The 17066-nt window shown below is 40.3% G+C and carries 13 protein-coding genes; 3 read left to right on the plus strand and 10 right to left on the minus strand.

The genetic code is table 11. The features are described 5' to 3' along the window. Nucleotides 1–73: 73 nt before the first annotated feature. The 10 genes from NRL14_RS10200 to NRL14_RS10245 all read right to left on the minus strand — a co-directional run bounded on the left by NRL14_RS10200 (nucleotide 74) and on the right by NRL14_RS10245 (nucleotide 13621). On the minus strand, nucleotides 74–1963 hold the full coding sequence (locus tag NRL14_RS10200; protein WP_306724583.1) for a monovalent cation:proton antiporter-2 (CPA2) family protein: 1890 nt from the start codon (nucleotides 1961–1963) through the stop codon (nucleotides 74–76). A gap of 163 nt (nucleotides 1964–2126) precedes the next feature. After that, entirely contained in the window at nucleotides 2127–4523 is a 2397-nt protein-coding gene (locus NRL14_RS10205; protein ID WP_306724584.1) for a PKD domain-containing protein, read from the minus strand. Between the two features lie 223 nt (nucleotides 4524–4746). After that, the gene (locus NRL14_RS10210) at nucleotides 4747–5640 is read right to left on the minus strand and encodes a hypothetical protein (protein WP_306724585.1); all 894 of its coding nucleotides are present in this window, start codon (nucleotides 5638–5640) and stop codon (nucleotides 4747–4749) included. Between the two features lie 206 nt (nucleotides 5641–5846). After that, complete coding sequence (locus NRL14_RS10215) at nucleotides 5847–8378, minus strand: TonB-dependent siderophore receptor (protein WP_306724586.1); 2532 nt, start codon at nucleotides 8376–8378, stop codon at nucleotides 5847–5849. Between the two features lie 535 nt (nucleotides 8379–8913). Beyond that, complete coding sequence (locus NRL14_RS10220) at nucleotides 8914–9759, minus strand: DUF4198 domain-containing protein (RefSeq protein WP_008136072.1); 846 nt, start codon at nucleotides 9757–9759, stop codon at nucleotides 8914–8916. A gap of 34 nt (nucleotides 9760–9793) precedes the next feature. Continuing rightward, entirely contained in the window at nucleotides 9794–10303 is a 510-nt protein-coding gene (locus NRL14_RS10225; protein WP_008136074.1) for a DUF2271 domain-containing protein, read from the minus strand. Further along, nucleotides 10303–10935: a PepSY-associated TM helix domain-containing protein gene (locus NRL14_RS10230; protein WP_149613718.1), complete on the minus strand. Its 633-nt coding sequence runs from the start codon at nucleotides 10933–10935 to the stop codon at nucleotides 10303–10305. The genes NRL14_RS10225 and NRL14_RS10230 overlap by 1 nt, the downstream gene beginning before the upstream one ends. 118 nt (nucleotides 10936–11053) lie before the next feature. Then, a complete protein-coding gene (locus tag NRL14_RS10235; protein WP_033015673.1) occupies nucleotides 11054–11449 on the minus strand; it encodes a YbaN family protein in 396 nt (131 codons plus the stop codon). A 278-nt stretch (nucleotides 11450–11727) separates the two neighbouring features. Next, nucleotides 11728–13041: a porin gene (locus NRL14_RS10240; RefSeq protein ID WP_008136080.1), complete on the minus strand. Its 1314-nt coding sequence runs from the start codon at nucleotides 13039–13041 to the stop codon at nucleotides 11728–11730. A gap of 97 nt (nucleotides 13042–13138) precedes the next feature. Further along, on the minus strand, nucleotides 13139–13621 hold the full coding sequence (locus NRL14_RS10245; protein WP_007377393.1) for a MarR family winged helix-turn-helix transcriptional regulator: 483 nt from the start codon (nucleotides 13619–13621) through the stop codon (nucleotides 13139–13141). A gap of 427 nt (nucleotides 13622–14048) precedes the next feature. On the opposite strand from NRL14_RS10245, the gene NRL14_RS10250 reads away from it, so the two are divergent. Genes NRL14_RS10250 through NRL14_RS10260 form a run of 3 tightly spaced genes read left to right on the plus strand, consistent with a single transcriptional unit; the run spans nucleotide 14049 to nucleotide 16999 of the window. After that, on the plus strand, nucleotides 14049–14897 hold the full coding sequence (locus NRL14_RS10250) for a D-hexose-6-phosphate mutarotase (RefSeq protein WP_306724587.1): 849 nt from the start codon (nucleotides 14049–14051) through the stop codon (nucleotides 14895–14897). 28 nt (nucleotides 14898–14925) lie between these two features. Then, nucleotides 14926–15459, plus strand: a complete 534-nt coding sequence (locus NRL14_RS10255) for a PH domain-containing protein (protein ID WP_306724588.1) — start codon at nucleotides 14926–14928, stop codon at nucleotides 15457–15459. Continuing rightward, nucleotides 15452–16999 carry a PH domain-containing protein gene (locus tag NRL14_RS10260; protein ID WP_306724589.1) on the plus strand — a complete coding sequence of 516 codons (1548 nt, stop codon included), beginning with the start codon at nucleotides 15452–15454 and terminating at the stop codon, nucleotides 16997–16999. The genes NRL14_RS10255 and NRL14_RS10260 overlap by 8 nt, the downstream gene beginning before the upstream one ends. Nucleotides 17000–17066 lie beyond the last annotated feature (67 nt).

The raw sequence follows: 17066 nt of genomic DNA on the forward strand, positions 1-17066 counted from the left end.
CAACTTATTTGATTGTAGCACTTATTCACAGTGCTATTAACTCACGCTAATAGCACATATCAGTTTTTAGACGCTACTCCAAATGAGCATCATCAGGCTTTTTAGGTTTACTCGCTACTTCTGTTAAGCCGTCTTCGCAGTCGCCGCTATCGCAGGTATTTAAATCGCTTTGTGCTTGTTTATCTTGTTGCAGCACTTGCTTTAAATCTTCCATGCGTTGGCGAACTGCTACACCGTAGCTGGCGTCGTCTCCCCATAATGCAGCAAGTTGCAGTACTGCAGCGCGGTCGTGGTCTCTAAACAGCTTACCGGCGCGCTCTGCATCTTGCTTAGTGTTACCTAGTAACTCGAGTGCTTCTACGGCAAGGTTAATAGCTGAGTCGACTGTTTCGCGATTAAACGCATCTACTTTTAAATTAAGTAACTGATACGCATGGCGGCGGTCGATTGCGCGAGCAACTATTTTAAGCTGCGGGTAGTTTTTATGCGCGAACTTAATTATCTCAATAGTTTTATCGGGGTTATCAATTGCAATTACTAGCATTTGCGCTGTGTGCGCGCCTGCGGCTTCAAGGAGTTCTTGGCGTGCTGCATCGCCATAAAATACAGTATTGCCAAAACGGCGTAGTAATTCTATTTGGCTAGGGCTGTGGTCAAGTACGGTAATTTCGTAGCCTTGCGCGTGCAGTAAACGCCCCATAATTTGGCCAAAACGTCCGTAGCCCGCAATAATTACGTGCTTAGCGGTGCTAATTTGCTCTGGCTTATCAAACTCAGGTAAAGCACTGCTGCTGCGTTTTTGTATTTGCTCATAAACCATAAGTAATAACGGCGCTATTAGCATTGATACCGCGACAACTAAGGTAACAAGGCTGGTTTGCTCGGGCGTTAAAATACTTAAGGTGGTGGTTACGCTTAGCAGTACAAAGGCAAATTCACCCCCTTGGGCAAGCGCTAGGGCAAATAATAACTGCTGTTTGCTGCTAATTTTAAAGGTAACTGCAAGGGCAAATAAAATGCAGGCTTTAACTACAATGAGTAAAACCACTAAGCCTATAACGGTACTAAACTCGTTAAATAGCAGTTCAAAGTTAATTGATGCGCCAACAGTTATAAAAAACAATCCTAAAAGTAAGCCTTTAAAGGGTTCTATATCGGCTTCTAATTCGTGTCTAAATTCGCTCTCGGCAAGTACAACGCCCGCTAAAAAAGTTCCCAATGCAGGCGATAAACCAATACTTTGCATAACCAGTGCAATAGCGACCACTAAAAACAGTGCAAAAATAGTAAATATTTCACGCATGTGTGTTTGAGCAATGTATCTAAATAACGGGGCCGATACGTATTTACCGCCGGCAATAATAGCGGCAATAACCGCAACCGAAACACATACTTGTTGCCATACAGGCCAGCTTGCAATAATCGAATCGCTGATTTCTTTTGTGCTAGTTTGCGGGGCAAATGCAAGCAGTGGCAATAGGGCTAAAATAGGAATAATTGCGATGTCTTGAAACAGCAATACCGAAAAAGCGTTTTGTCCGGCTTCTTGCTTTAGCCAGCCTTTTTCTTCAAGGCTTTGCAGTACAATAGCGGTAGAGGAGAGCGCGAGCATTAAACCAATGGCGAGTGCGGTTTGCCAATGCATGGCAAAAAACCAATAACAAAATGCAAAAATAGCCGCTGCCGATAACACAACCTGTAAGCCGCCAAGCCCTAAAATAGAGTGGCGTAATGTCCATAAACGCGAAGGTTGTAGTTCAAGACCAACTAAAAACAGCATCATTACTACGCCAAATTCAGCGAAGTGCATTACATCGGTTTGATCGCCCACAACACCCAGCGCATAAGGGCCAATGAGTATTCCGGCAATTAAATAACCTAATACTGAGCCAAGTCCGACTCGTTTAGCAATAGGCACAGCGACTATGGCTGCTGCTAAGTAAATTAAAGCAATTTCTAACACGCGTTTATCCTAATAACGTCAAGGCTTTTAGAATGGCTTAGCTGCTTATAAAATACAATGGATTATATGGCTCAAAGTTGCTTATTTATCAGTAGTTATAACACTAATGGTTATAACTACTGGGCTAAAAATAGCACTTTATGTTGAAGGGCTTATTTGGGGGCTAAATATTACAAATACTTATAATTGCAGAGCTTGGTTGGCCTGAATCAGAATGGTAAATAGTAATGTTTGAGCTGATTGTATTTTCAACGTTTGTTTCAATTACTGTTACTTCAAATTCGGCTGATGCAGGTAGGTCGATATCTAATTCGCTATCGAGGTAAGTACTTCCGCTTTTTTGTAAAGTAAGTGGTTTTGTTTGATCAAAGCTAAATTGAAAGCTATCTGACGCTAAAAGTGTATCTACCATGTTAAAACGTAAATTAACGGTGTCGGGGCCTGAAAACTCAGCACACACAAATACCGAAACCTCAACAGCCTGTAAAACGGGCATGCTATTTTGGCCTATATCCACAGTAAAATTGCTTTGCGTAATAGCTACAGAGTTATATTCCCCAGCTGCAAGCCTTTGATCTGCTGTTGTTATCGTTATTTTTTCACCTTGCGCTAAATTAACCTCTTCATCAAAAAAGCCATTTGTGTTGGTGCTGTACTGCTGTCCATTAATTGTTAGCTGTGCATTGCTTATAGCGGCTTTTTGCACATTAGTGAGTTGCCCTTTAATACGACCGGTAAGTTGTGCAGAGTTAGTTACTGTAATTGAAAATTGCACACTTTTTGAAAAGCCATCAGCATCAGTTGCTACAACGGTTAGCGTGTAACTACCTGTCATATCTGCGATAAATTCGGTAATACTTTGGTTTGTATTGCTTAAGCTGGTGCTCGAGCCTGAAGGGGCTGATAGTGTCCAAGCGTAATCGAGAGTGGTTCCCTCTGGGTCGTAACTTTGGCTTACATCAAATTTAACCGTATTGCCCACTACATCGTAGCGTGATTGCTCCCCCGTGAAGCTAATTACTGGCAGTGCATTTTGTATTACATCAATTGTTAGGGTTTTTGTGTCAGAGAACTGCACGCCATCGTTAGTGCGTAACGAAATAACAACTTGCCCCTCTACTGATGCGCTAAACGTTGGTTTTGATATTGTATTACTGCTAAGCGTTGCTTGGCCTTGCGACGAAATGATTTCCCATTGGTAACTTAGTGGCTGGCCCTCTGGATCGTAACTATTTGAGGCATCAAGTAAAACTTGTTCATCAACTGTTATGGAGGTTGCATAAGTTACCAAAGTAATAGGCTTTTTATTGCTACTGGCATGCAGTACTGAGGTTGCTTGGTTTGAGCTTAATTGCCCATCAGACACTGTAAGCACTACAACGTAGTCGCCTTCTTTATCGGCAACAATAGAGGGCGTTGCTGATGTGTTGTTAGTCAGTTGCGATGCACTATTTACAGGCTTGGCTTGTAACTGCCAGTTATAATTCAGCGTATCTCCGTCTGGGTCGCTGCATTGTTGGCACTGCAAAGTGGTTGATTCGTTTAACGTAATATCACGTTCGGATTCAAGTGTTGCTATTGGGGCTTTATTGCTTGTGGTAACAGTTAAAGTAACTGATGCGATATCACTTTCGTTTTGTTGATCGGTAACAGTGAGTGAAAGCGCGTAATCTCCAGCTGTAGACGCTGAAAACCCAGCTGTATGATTTTGCATGTTTGAAAGAGCAGGCGTGCTGCCCTGGGGTTTTGCTGTAATTGCCCACGCATAACTAAGCGTATCGTTTTTATCGGGATCAGTACTTTGGTTACCGTAAAGTGTAACAACTTCATTTGGGGCAATTGTTTGATTTTCTACGTTTATAACCGCTTGTGGCGATGAGTTAGAATTAAGCGATTCACTTTTTATGAGTACGACAGTGCTTGCCGTATCACCTTGTGAATCAGTAACGGTAAGCTCAACCTTAAACTCGCCTATTTCGTCGGCAACAAACTGGCTTTTTACTTGAGTCGCATTTTCAAGCATTGCATTACTTGCTACAGGCTTAGTAATAAATTGCCATTTGTATTGATTAATGGCGCCGCTGGTTGTGCTACTTTGCGCGCCATTTAAAAGCACAACATCACCTTGTTTAACGGTTTGTGTGCTGCCTGCGTTAGCAATTAGTTGGGTATTTGCAGTAACGGTGAGTTGTTTTTGTGCAGGTGTGCTTGAAAGTTTGCCGTCACTCACGGTTAATACTAATTGGTACTCTTGTGCTTCAGATACCGAAAACTCAACGGTACTTTCATTATTAACCGTAATCGGTATTTCTACTTGTTCGTTTTTGCTGGTTAATTGCCATTGATAGGTGAGTGCATCGCCATCGGGGTCACTACTTTGTGCTGCGCTAAAAACGAGGGTGGTATTTACTTTAAATTCCGATTGCTCGGTGGTAATAACCGCAACAGGCTTTGTGTTAGTGCTGAGCGGTTTAGTTACTGTTTTGGAGTCTGAACCACCAGAGCCACATGCAACAAGCGTGAATAGAGTCGTGATTAGAATTAAGAGTTTCCATTTCATAGTATTAATATCCTTTTAATAAAGTCGAATACTAATATGTACCGAAATTAGCTATAAAGCAAAAAAATAAATCAAAATAGGTACTTTTTATATTATTTTAGGAAATAGTTAACGTGAAGCAGTGCTGCTTTTAAATAACTTATACTTTGAGAGGAGTGCTTTATGCCCAGATCGATAGGGCATAAAGTATATTAAATGGCAGTTGAATAACGCTTAAATAAAGTTAGTCAGCTACTTTTACTGAACCGCTAATATTATCGATACTTACATCGCCCGAGCCCGACTCAGTGATAGTCAGCCCCTTTGCATGATTAACGCGAATATCACCCGAACCATCTTCAATTGTTACGCTTGAACCAATATGCTCAATAAGCAGGTCGCCAGAGTTATCATCAACATTAACTGCACCGCTAATATGGCTTATTACTATATCACCCGATCCATCTTCAACGTTTAGCGAACCGGTTATGTTGCTCACGTGCATTTCGCCAGAACCATCGTCAATAGTTGCATTGCCGCTTACGTTGTTAATGTGAATACTGCCAGAGCCGTCGGTTAATTCTAAATTACCCGCGATGTTTTCAAAGTTTACTTCACCTGAGCCATCGTCAACAGTTAGGTTTTTAGCACCGCTTATAGTTAAGTCCCCCGAGCCGTCTTTTACATCAATATTGCTTTGCATAGCACTTATTAAAATGTCGCCAGAGCCATCATCAATATCTAAATTTAGATTACTTGGCACAGTAACCACTAAATCAATATGTGGAGACTGACCATTGTAAAAGCTAATACCATTACGGCTTTTATTTTGGGCAACAAGTTTTGCCTGTTTACCGTCTTGCTCGAGCGTTAGCTCGTATTTGTCTTCAATGTCGGCTGTGTAAATGGTGGCGTTAACACTAATGCTGGTGGCTGTTTTTGAGCCTTTTATTTCAAGGCTACCTGCGCCGCTTAACACATTTAAATATTCTAGATTATTGCTTGGCAGTGATAGCTGTTGAGTTTGCTTTACTGAGGCAACGCTTGGCGATATATGAAATACACAGCCACTTAATAATAAAATGCCGCCAATAAGCGAAAGTGGTTTTGTAATGTTAGATACAGTTGATGAGCTCATGTTTAGTCCTTTGGTATTTATTGTTTGTATTTATATAAACAATATAGAGCAAAAATGAGGCCGAAATGTAAGCTGTTGTTTTATATAGGGTGGTGGTTTTTTATGAAAGTTGAAATACCAATAAGTGGTTAAAATAACTAACTATTAATAAAAAAGGATGCGCGATGCATCCTTTTATAATTGCTCTGCTTTTATTAGTAAACTAATTAAAAGCTGTAAGTAATGTTGCCATATAAAAAGCGTCCGTCTAATCCGTAAGGTGCATACGGTGTGTACGGGAATATTTGGCCAAAGTCAGAGTAACCAATGTTATCCACGGTTGCTTGTGGGTATTGATCGAACAAGTTGTTTGCACCAACGGCAAATTTCCAATATTCGTCTGGACGGTATGCCACTTCTAAGTCGGTGATCCATTTAGGGTCTAGGTATTCATCGCGATCAGCTGTAGTTGATATATCAGCGACTTCACCATAACGTGTTGCGCGCAGGGTAGTTTGCCATTCGTTAAAGTTCCACACTGCTGATAGGTTCCATTTGCTATCTGGCGTGCCTTCTTCAAAGCGGCCTACTTCACGACGGGCAAACACTACGTAGTCGTCGCCTAGTGAGTTTAGCTCGCTTGGGTTGTCGTTTACGTGTGTTACTTCGGTGTCGTTAAAGTTAGCGGCTACGTTTAGGCGTAAATCACCTAAGTTGTCTAAATCTAGGTTATAAGTGGCAACTATATCTACACCTTGCGTGCGTGAGTCAATCGCGTTGGTAAAGTAACGTACGCTTTCGGTATTTAGCTCACCGGCATTTTGTAGTATTTCAACAACTGCATCGCCCTCTAAGTTTTCAGACAATACAATACGGTCATCAATATCAATACGGTACGCATCTACTGTTAAGCTAAAGCTGCCTTGCGTGTACATAAAGCCCGCAGTAACGTTTACTGACTCTTCTGCATCTAGCGGCTGAGCACCTAGCGCTTGCGCTGCTGCAGAATCGGTTGGGAATAGACCAACTTCAAATGGTTGGTTGTTCTCAAGTACAGTAGAGATTTGGCGGTACGAGCTTTGCGCTAAAGATGGCGCACGGAAACCGGTGCTAATTGCACCGCGCAGCGATAGGTTTTCAGTAATGCTGTAACGCGAAGCAAGCTTAGAAGTAAATGTGTCACCAAAGTCGCTGTAATCTTCATAACGACCCGCTAAAACTACGTTCCATTTTTCTGTTAAGTAGGTATCAAACTCAACAAATAAAGCGATGTTATGACGGCTTTCATCAGTCGCACTTTCTGGTCCAAAACCAGCAAGTACTTGCGCGCCACCGGCTGCAATTGGGTTACCGTCGCTATCAAGTGCGGTGATGTAAGACGCTTCTTCGCCTTCTTCTATTTTGTAGCTTTCGTGGCGGTATTCAGTACCTACGGTAAAAAATACGTCATCAGGTAAGCCTAAATCGAGTGTGGTATTGGCTGTTGCGTTTACTAAAAACTGATCGTAAATCAGTGCTCCGTTGTCAAATTCGGTTGGGCTGTCGGCACCTAGTGATGTGTTAATACTATTTACAACACCAAAACCAAAGTCGTTGCGGCCGTAGTTGGTACTTACATCCCATGTCCAGTCGTTAGTTTCGCCTTTTAAGCCCAGTGCAAATGAGTGGTCTTGTACGTCTGTTTCAATTTGCGGCAAAAAGCCATCGGGGTACACTTCTAAAACGTTACGGCTGTCTTTTGCACGGCGGTAAAAACCACCTGAATTACCCTCACGCTTTGAGTAGCTACCAAATGAATAAAGGTTTAAGCCGTTATCTAAATCGTAACCCATGTTGTAAAACAACGCGTAATCTTCAAGGTCGGCTTTACCAAAACGGTGGTTGTAACGATCGATAGTAAATTCGCGTGGGTCTAGGCTGCCATCATCAAGACGGCTGTATTGTTCGCGTGGGTCAAAGCCTGAGCGCTGCGTTGAGTCGTTATCACGGTATTCAATGGATACGTTTACAAAGCCGTTATCAGATAACGCAAAACCAGAGTTTGCACTAACAGTGCGTGTTGCACCGTCGTTTACTTCGCGGTCGCCACCGGTATTAAACGCTAAGTTGCCGTTTGCATCTGCGTAGGTGCTTTCTAGCTGAGGTACGCCAGCCATTTGAGTATCGTATTTACCGTACGTTACGCTTACGCTACCGCCTTCTGAGGCATCTTTAAGTACAATGTTAATTACCCCAGCAATTGCATCAGAACCGTACTGTGCGGCTGCGCCATCACGTAGTACTTCAACACGTTTAATTGCAGAGGTTGGGATCATGTTCAAATCAACAGCGGTAGAGCCTCGGCCAACAACACCTGCTAAGTTTAATAGCGCACCGGCATGGCGGCGCTTACCGTTTATAAGTACTAATGTGTGATCGGGTGCTAATCCACGTAAAACAGCTGGTTTTGCATGGTCAGTACCATCACCCATAGTGGCACTTGGGTAGTTAAAGCTAGGTACTTGGTTTGCTAGTATTTGGCTTATTTCTAGCTGACCCGTACTTTGCATATCACCGCTGGTAATAATATCTACAGGTACTGAGCTTTCGGCAATACTGCGTAGGCTTCTGCGAGTACCGGTAACCGAAATTACTTCGATATTCTTTTCTGCTTGATTATCTTGCTCTGCGGCAACGGCCATAGAGTAAGGTGTGCTAAGTGCAGTGGTAACGGCCAAGCTAAGTGCTAGTTTATTTGCAGATAAACGCTTAAAAGTCATTAATTGTTCCCCAAGAACTGCTAGTAATTCGAAAAGGAGCGCATCATATAGAAGCGACTACCCTAGTGCAAAGATAAAAACTATCTAAGATATTCTAAGTTGTTAATACATAAGCTGGGGCGTGTTGCCTTGGTGATTGAATTTGCAGCAGTATGTTTGGCTTTTAGGCAAGGCAGAGCCTATGTAGTGTGGTTACTCCCCATAAATAGGCGATAACGCAGCATAAATGGCAAACATGCGCTGCCCTTTGGGTTCTTTCTAGGAACGATTAACTCTTTGTTACTCTGTTTTTACTTAGCCCACTAGGTTACAAACCTCGCGCCGCGATTAAATCGCTCCTAGATTGAACAAATTTCAATCCACAAAGGCCAACACGCCCCAGTGTTTACGCGCGATATAGGCGTTTGGATCGTTGTAGTTGTAATCTTGTGTCGAATGGTTACGAATTCAAGGGGATTTTAGATAAAAGTTAGTAATACGTAAGAAGGCCAAGCAAATGCTTGGCCTTTCAATTTTTTAAATTTAGTAATTTAAATTATTCAGGGGCAACTTCAAGCGTTGTAAATAATGCATAACGTCCTGCATCTACGCCTTCTTCATTTACGGTAACCTTGTTAGAGGTTTCGATTAGGTATAGGCCTGGCTCTTTCCACGTAATTGTAAACATCCCGTCTTTATCGGTCGTTACTTTTACTTCGCCACGCTCGTTACGGTAGCGTGTGTCGCCTTTTAAAATACTTACTTCAACGCCTTCACCAGCAGATTTACCATCTTGTAGTAACTGAAAACGTGCTTGTTCACCTACAAATAAATCGTTTGGATGCGTTGGACCGCTAAGCTCTAAGCCTAAACCTAACTGTGCAGGTTTTGAGGTGCCATTTCGGCTTACAAATGTATCTACTGTTGAAACAACCTTCGTTGTCGTTACATCTTTTGCATTGCTTGGTAATTTTGCGTCTGTTTTTTTACCAAATACGCGCTTGCGCTTACCTTCTTCATTTTTGTAGAAGGTCATGTACATTGGCTTTTGGGTCATTGCAATGTGGTAAGTGCCTTGCTCTGTTAAGCTTACCGCAGCTGAGCTTTTACGTTTTAAGTAATAAGCACGAATAGTGTCGCTTACTGGCTCACCATTAGGTGCAAGTGCCATTAATAATGTGTCGTCGTACTCGGCGCCTTTTTCTTTAGGTTTAAAGGCTTTGTCTGGTGCAAATATTTCGTTTGAAATACTCGCGTCAATCATTACGTAATGCGCTTTATCGCCTGATAAAGATGTATGCGAAGGTAGTAACCAACGTCCGTGTGCACTTGCCGAAGTTGACACTAAAGCAGATAAGCTCAATGCGCCGATTAATGCCGTTTTTAATAAATTAATTTTCATTGTATTTCCTTAAATTCAAATGATTAAGTAGCAGCTACTTAGTGCTTACAGTGACGAAGCTTTTAGAAAACTCGTTTTTACCATCAATTGTCAGCTTGCCTGATTTAGTTAAATCGAGCTCAACGCGGGTGTAGTCTCTGCCGCCTTCTTCGCGTACAACTTCAATATTTAGTAAGTATTTACCTGGTTTTACTGGGTTACCGTCTAAATCATTACCTTGCCAATTTATGGTGTAAGTACCCGCGCGCTTGGTTGCGCCGCTAATGCCGTCAAAGTTGGCATCGCTTTTACCGGCTTTACGCCACCATTGGCGTAAGTCTTTAAACCATTCTGCTTTTTGCACCCAAAGTGCAAGCGTTGTAACGTGTTTGCGCTCAGGAGTTTCAAGCCAAACTGCAACGTAAGGGCGGTGATACGGTTGCACTTCTAAGTCAGGAAGCGTTAATTCAATCTCTAGCTGTGATGTTTGCGCATGCGCTGTTGTTTGAAAAAACGCAGCTACGAGCAGTAATGCGGCGCTTATAAATAATTTAAATTTAACCATTAAGACACTCCTTTTATTTGTGGAACCCAACATAAATATATAACCAGTGGAGTTGCCACTCCCAGTAAAGTTATCCATATTCCTGCTAAGCGTTTTTTTCTGTTTTGAAACAAAATAATCATGCCGGTGATGGCAAATATAATCATTAGTACGGCAGATATATCAATCACCCAACTCCATATTTCACCGCTGTGGCGGCCTTTATGTAAGTCGCCAATAAGGCTTAAAAAGCCACCTGTTTGGTAATCAAGATTTAGTTCGCCAGTTGTAAAGTCAAGCTCTGCGTAGGCAAACCCAGCAGGTAGTGGGTAGTCGAGCATGACAAGCGCGTCTTCTTTTTCCCACTCAATGCTTTTTACTTTTGTAAGTGCATATTGCTCGGCTAGGTAAGCTTCTATTTCAGGGTAAAGCGTAGGTAACGTATTTAGCTGTTCATTCGCTTTGGTAACTAACTCAGCTGGAATTGCCGCCGTTACTTGGCCGTTATTTTTATCGTTTTTAAGCCAGTCAATGTGGTTGAGCACAATGCCGCTAACGCAAAACAAAATAAGCAGAAAAAACAAAGCTGTAGAAATATAAATATGTAGAGCGCGACTTGTACTATACAAAGTTCGCTTATTAATAAACGCCATAAATAGTTTAATGTTGTAAAATTTACAACATGATAATGATTTGCATTAGCCATTACAAATTTACTTACTTAACTTTACATTAAGATTTTACAAGTAGAGGGTATTTGTAGGGATGCGTTTAGTACTTAGGTGGAGTGGAGGGCCTTAAGATAAGGTAAATCATTACCGATATTTCTATCGCTGCAACGAGGTAAATAACCCAAATCGGGGCAGTAGAGTACAGTAAAAATATAAACCCAATTAACATGCCAATGGCGGCATAACATTTTGCTTTAACGGGAACCACTTTGTGAGCTTGCCACTGTTGTAATGTAGTCCCATAACGAGGATGGTTAAGTAACCAGTGTTCTAGCGCGGGCGATGAGCGAGTAAAACAAGTGAGCGCTAAAATGAAAAATATAGTGGTGGGCATAACAGGCAGTACAATGCCAATAATACCAAGTGCAACCAGTATCAGCCCTAGCATTTTTAGCCATAAATTTTTATAACAAACAAAGGCTGCTCTTATATTCACTTATACTCATTTTGTTTAATTACGGATACATTAAATTGTAGGCTAATTGAGGCGTAATTCGAAGTACTTATGCCAATTTTATTAAAAACATGATGATTATATAGTATTAAATAGTGACTCATTTCGTTAAAAATTTTTGCTTGGTTTTAGTGCGGTTTTTTATCATTTAATAGACCAAATATATAAGCAGATTGGTATGAAATAACAACAGCACGCAATAAAAAAGGACAAATGTATTTTGCCCTTTTTTATTGTTAAATAGATTATGTGCGACTTTTTTAGAAATAGTAACCTAAATTTATATTGAAGCGACGCTCTGTATCGCCATCTCCTATCATTGTTCCGCCAATAAATGGCTGGTTACGCGCTTGAACGTAATCAAAGTAGGTAAAAAAGGCACCGGCCGATACACTCACACCTGTTATATTCATCCATGTATTGGCGCTATCGTCTGATTTGTCGTATATGGTGCTGTAGTCGTTATAAAATTGTAGGGCATTTACAGGCCCCCATTCTACCGAATAATTGTAGGCAACGTTAAGGCTAGACATAGTTGCCTCGCTTGAAATCGTATCGTAATAGGCATAGGCTGCAACCGAAATACGGTCACTTTGATCGTCTAAGTCGTAGTCATACTCGCCATGTTGAAGCTGAATATTCCAGTTATTAATCTGACTATCAAGGTGTACAGCCCATGCACCATAACTACCTGCTCGATCTACACCGTCATGTAAGCCGCCACTGAGTAGTGAAATACCAATATCTGTTGTTATGTTTTTATTGTGCTTAATTTGATATGTTGCACGCCCAGCAAAGGTATTGTACTCACCAAGCTCATTAGCTGGTTCTGCATATGTTCCTTCGCTTGCACTGCGGCTACCAACAATATCATAAGAATAACGATGGCTTTTATCTGATGCTGATCCGTCAACACCGCCAAGCTCGTCATTTTTGAAAAAGCCTAAGTCTAATTTCCAGTTATCTTTCAATTTGCGTTTAACGACAACACCTAAATCAAAATCATCTTCTAGGCCAATATAATAGTTGCTGCTAAAAAAGTAGTTATGAGAATTATAAGGACCGTTACCAAATGGCACTTGTGTAATGCCTGCTTGCGCTTCCCAATCATTTGTAAACTCATAACCTAGATAGGCATATTTAATTACGGTCATATAATCAAAAAAGCGAATTTCACCATTTACTGAGATATCGTTAATTTTTCCTGATACATTTAAACGAAAAATATCAAAATCGAAATCACCGTCACGATCTTTATTATCTTCATCGTATGAGGCCACGCTATAGTTAGCGCGAATTGCACCACCGAATTTAATACCGTCGTCTTTTTTTACTGGCTCTACAACAGTTGCTGTTTGCTGAGCCTTTTTACTAATTTTAGCAACTTGCTCTTCATGCTTTTTATTGATTTTCTGTTGTTTGGATTTCTCTTCGATTAATTGATTTTCGAGCAGCTGCATTTGCTGTTTTAGTTGTTTTAATTGGTTTTGAAGGGTGTCGAGATCCGTGGCGTAAGAAGTGCCAGTAACACCACTTAAAATTAATGCTAACGTTAATTTAGAGAGTTTAGTCATAGTAGCTGCTCAGATGTTGATTAAAAAATAAAAAATTCAAGGCGTCAAAAAACGCCTTACGTTTAGAGTAAGTACAAAACTTATGTGTTTTTATTATTTATTCTTTAGGAGCTTGAGTCAGCGCACCAACTTCTAGTAGGGGAGATGCATCTAATTTGTCAGCATCCATCATTGCGGCTACGCGCTGCATTGACGAGAGTAAAAGACTCTGTTCCCATTCAGCAAGTGCAGAGAACTTTTCAATGAAGTGTTCTTGCAATGGCTGAGGTGCTTTTTCAAGTAACTCTTTTCCTTTTTCTGTGAGGTATAAGCTCACTCGTCGTTTATCCATTTGACTGCGTACGCGTGTTACTAAATCTCTACTTTCGATTCTATCTAGAATATTTGTGACGGTTGCTGGGCTTAAATTGACATTTTGAGCAATACGACTGGCAGTTATGCCGTTTGTTTGGGAAACTTCCTGCATAATAAGCAGTTGTGGCCCTGTTAAACCCGCTGTTTTATTTAGTTGCTTAGAGTGCAAATCAATCGCACGGATCACTTTACGTAAAGAAACTAATAACTCGTCATATTTCTGCATTTTTTTATCTCGTCGAAAAAGCAATAGCTTGCCGTAATCGCGAAATGTTACACATCAAATAAATTGAATTCAAATTATATATTGTATTTCAACCCGCTTTTATTGGTTTTTAATGCTTAGAGCAGAAACTAATGTAAAATTATATTGTTCAAAATTTATTAAATATTCTTAGCATCTTGTATACATTAAGTTGCGCACAGTACGTAGGTTGTGAATAATTGGCAAGTCTTATTACATAGACTTTAGTATTATTCATTTACAGCTGTTAGTACAAAGTAATTGTTTGTGAGTTTACTGTAGATGTATTAATCGGCAATGAACAAATTCAGCAATCAATATTTAATATCAATAGCGTATACTTTAAGTATGCATTATTGTTTTTGCACAAATATTAAAAATCTTTAGTATCAGTATTATAGGGGAAGGTATGAAATTATCGCCATCAGTTAGCATTGAGCAAAGCGAAACCGGTCTTGAGTTTATTAAAATAGCTAGTGCAAAGTGCGATGCAAAAATATTTTTGCAAGGTGGGCAAATTACCGAGTTTATTCCTAAAAATAACAAGCCGCTTATTTGGGTGTCACAGAGCGAAACCTATCAAGAAGGTGTAAGTATTCGAGGTGGTATTCCAATTTGTTGGCCATGGTTTGGTACACATGCTAATGATGGATGGCCTGCCCACGGTTTTGCACGCACAAGTGTGTGGCAAGCCGATGAAGTACACGAATCTGATGAGCAAATTACGGTTAGTTTAAAGTTACCTATGAAGCTAGTTAATACAACGTATTGGCCGCATCAGTCAGCATTAAAAGTTGAGTTTGTGTTAAGCGATAAATTACAGGTTCGCTTGACGACCACTAACTTAGGAAGAGTGCCATTTAGCTTTACTCAAGCGCTGCATACCTATTTTCCTACCTCAGACATTACAAATACTCATGTTGATGGGTTGCAAGGCGCGCAATATATTGAGTTTAGTGAAGGGCCATTTGTACAAAATGACATTGTAAGCTTTGATCGCGAAACCGACATGGTTTATACACAAGCAAATACAGAGCAAACCATTAATACGCCAGAAGGTGTTATTAATGTGAGCCGCGAAAATTCAAGTTCGTGTGTACTTTGGAACCCATGGATAGAAAAATCAAAACGCTTATCTAACTTTGCTGATGATGAATATAAAACAATGCTCTGCCTAGAGGCCGCTAATGTTTTAGGCGATAAAGTAACGCTTGAGCCAAAACAAAGCCACACCTTAATAACCACCATTGGTTGGTAAGTAATTAAAGCAGTAATAGGGATAAATAGTGTTTAACAATCAACAAATAATGGATTTGCCAAAGCATGGTGATATTAGCTTTAAGCCATTGGCTAACAAAGCGTTATTACATGCGCAACTTAGCTCGCTTCTGTTTTATATTCCGCTAATTGGAGCGCTTATTGCTGTTTGTTATTTTAATGAAGCCTTTGCTAATAAGGTACAAACGTATTTGCTAATTGGTATGCCTATTTTGGTGGCCATATCTATGGCGTACAACATGATAAGTGTGAGGTTGCGAGGTTTTGCAGTGCGAAATCATGACATTGCTTTTAAAAAAGGCGTTATTTGGCAACAAGTGACGGTATTGCCTTTAGCGCGTGTACAGCATATGGAAATACACCAAGGGCCAATAGAGCGAAAACTTAGCCTTGCGAGCATTAAATTATTTAGCGCTGGCGGTGTAAGTGCCGATTTACAAATTAGTGGGCTAACCCATGATGATTGTAAAAATATGCGCCAATTTGTACAAAATTACCGTCAAGACGGCACAACTACTCAGGCAACTTTAGTCGATGAGTAATACAATTATCGAAGATAAAGCGAGCCCTATTTACTGGCAAAAAGTATCGCCTTGGGCACTTTTATACTTTGTTGTGCACTTTAGTGTGCGGTTTGTAAAAGATGGCCTTTTAAACTTACTGCCCATGCTTGTGGTGTTTGTTACTCAAGTAGAAAATAAATTATTTTGGGCACAGGTTGCAGGCGGTCTTGCGCTGATTTTGCTATTTATTTACTCATTTTTATATTATTTAAATTTTAAGTTTTCTATTAGTAGCGACAACGAAATATTGCTTAACAAAGGTGTATTTAAAAAAGAGCGACTTACGCTTAAATTTGGCCGTGTGCAAAACGTTAATATTGCCGAGCCATTTTATTTTATCCCTGTAAACTTAGTTAATTGTATTTTTGATGCCGCAGGCAGTGTGTCACAAGAAGTTGTTTTACCTGGCGTCACTCAAGATTACGCACAGCAAATGCGTAAACAAATATTTGATTTTAAAGCGCAGCAACAGCAAGAAATACAAAATACTGAACAAAGCGAAACAGACACTATCGAAAACAGCCTAAGCATTAGTAATAAAGAAATAGCCAAATTTGGTTTAATGTCGAATATGGCTATTTTAGCAATCGCTGCTGTTGCCCCTTTTATAAACCTGATTGTTGATTTTTTAGAGAAGCAAATTATTGCGAAAGTAGAAGGCTTTTATCAACAAGAGCTTGGTATGCTGGCAAGCGCTGCTACTTTTGCGATGATCACCTTAATTGTTTTGCTAGTTTTGGTCGCTGTGATGCTATCGGTGACTATGTCGCTTATTCGTTTTTATAACTTTGAGCTTTATTTTAAAGGTCAAAAGTTTAAACGTATTGCTGGCTTGTTAGAGCGCCATCAGCTTTCAATGAGCATGGATAAAGTGCAATCTATTGTTATTAAACAAAACCTAATGGGGCGATTACTAAAGCGATTTACCGTGGAGTGTTTACAAGCAAGTAGCGGCGGAATAGCAGCCGGTGTTGCAGCTAAAAAAAATAAACAAACGTTAGTATTACCCGTATTAAATAGCGAACAAGTTGATAGTGTATGCCAGTGGATTTACCCGTGGTTTAATAGTAAAAAACTCGCTTTTAAGCGCGCAGAACGAGCGCTTTTGTATAAAAATTTAGGCTTTTATTCATTGTTACCCAGTGCACTCGTGTTTGGCTTTTGTTTTATTACTGATATTAATACTTTGATAAGCCTTGGTGTTTTGGTGGTGTTTTCTGGCTTGGTAACTTTGTCGTATCAGCGTTATGGTTATTACATGCATGAGGATAATGGCCGATTTTACATGGTTGTACGCAAAGGTATGATTGGCGTTCATTACCGTGTTTTTGAGCTTTATAAAGCGCAAAGTGCACGCAGTATAAGTACGTACTTAATGAGAAAATCAGGCTTGAAAAGCCTGTATATACAACTTGCTTCGGGCTTTGCATTTATGCCCTATATAAAGCAGCAAGATGCTGACTTTATTATTGATTTTACAATCAAACAGATTGAGTCAGATACTCGCAGCTGGATGTAAATCACCCTAATAAAACATGTGTAAATACTCATTTTCACATGTTTTATTACACTTTCTTACTGCCCAT

This window comes from Pseudoalteromonas sp. 20-92 (assembly GCF_030847595.1).
In the GTDB taxonomy this organism is placed as follows: domain Bacteria; phylum Pseudomonadota; class Gammaproteobacteria; order Enterobacterales; family Alteromonadaceae; genus Pseudoalteromonas; species Pseudoalteromonas fuliginea.

Bases quoted from the DNA above. Each gene is read 5' to 3' on its own strand.
- NRL14_RS10205 (WP_306724584.1), bottom strand. From the start codon at position 4,523: ATGAAATGGAAACTCTTAATTCTAATCACGACTCTATTCACGCTTGTT.
- NRL14_RS10210 (WP_306724585.1), bottom strand. From the start codon at position 5,640: ATGAGCTCATCAACTGTATCTAACATTACAAAACCACTTTCGCTTATT.
- NRL14_RS10215 (WP_306724586.1), bottom strand. From the start codon at position 8,378: ATGACTTTTAAGCGTTTATCTGCAAATAAACTAGCACTTAGCTTGGCC.
- NRL14_RS10220 (WP_008136072.1), bottom strand. From the start codon at position 9,759: ATGAAAATTAATTTATTAAAAACGGCATTAATCGGCGCATTGAGCTTA.
- NRL14_RS10225 (WP_008136074.1), bottom strand. From the start codon at position 10,303: ATGGTTAAATTTAAATTATTTATAAGCGCCGCATTACTGCTCGTAGCT.
- NRL14_RS10230 (WP_149613718.1), bottom strand. From the start codon at position 10,935: ATGGCGTTTATTAATAAGCGAACTTTGTATAGTACAAGTCGCGCTCTA.
- NRL14_RS10240 (WP_008136080.1), bottom strand. From the start codon at position 13,041: ATGACTAAACTCTCTAAATTAACGTTAGCATTAATTTTAAGTGGTGTT.
- NRL14_RS10245 (WP_007377393.1), bottom strand. From the start codon at position 13,621: ATGCAGAAATATGACGAGTTATTAGTTTCTTTACGTAAAGTGATCCGT.
- NRL14_RS10250 (WP_306724587.1), top strand. From the start codon at position 14,049: ATGAAATTATCGCCATCAGTTAGCATTGAGCAAAGCGAAACCGGTCTT.
- NRL14_RS10260 (WP_306724589.1), top strand. From the start codon at position 15,452: ATGAGTAATACAATTATCGAAGATAAAGCGAGCCCTATTTACTGGCAA.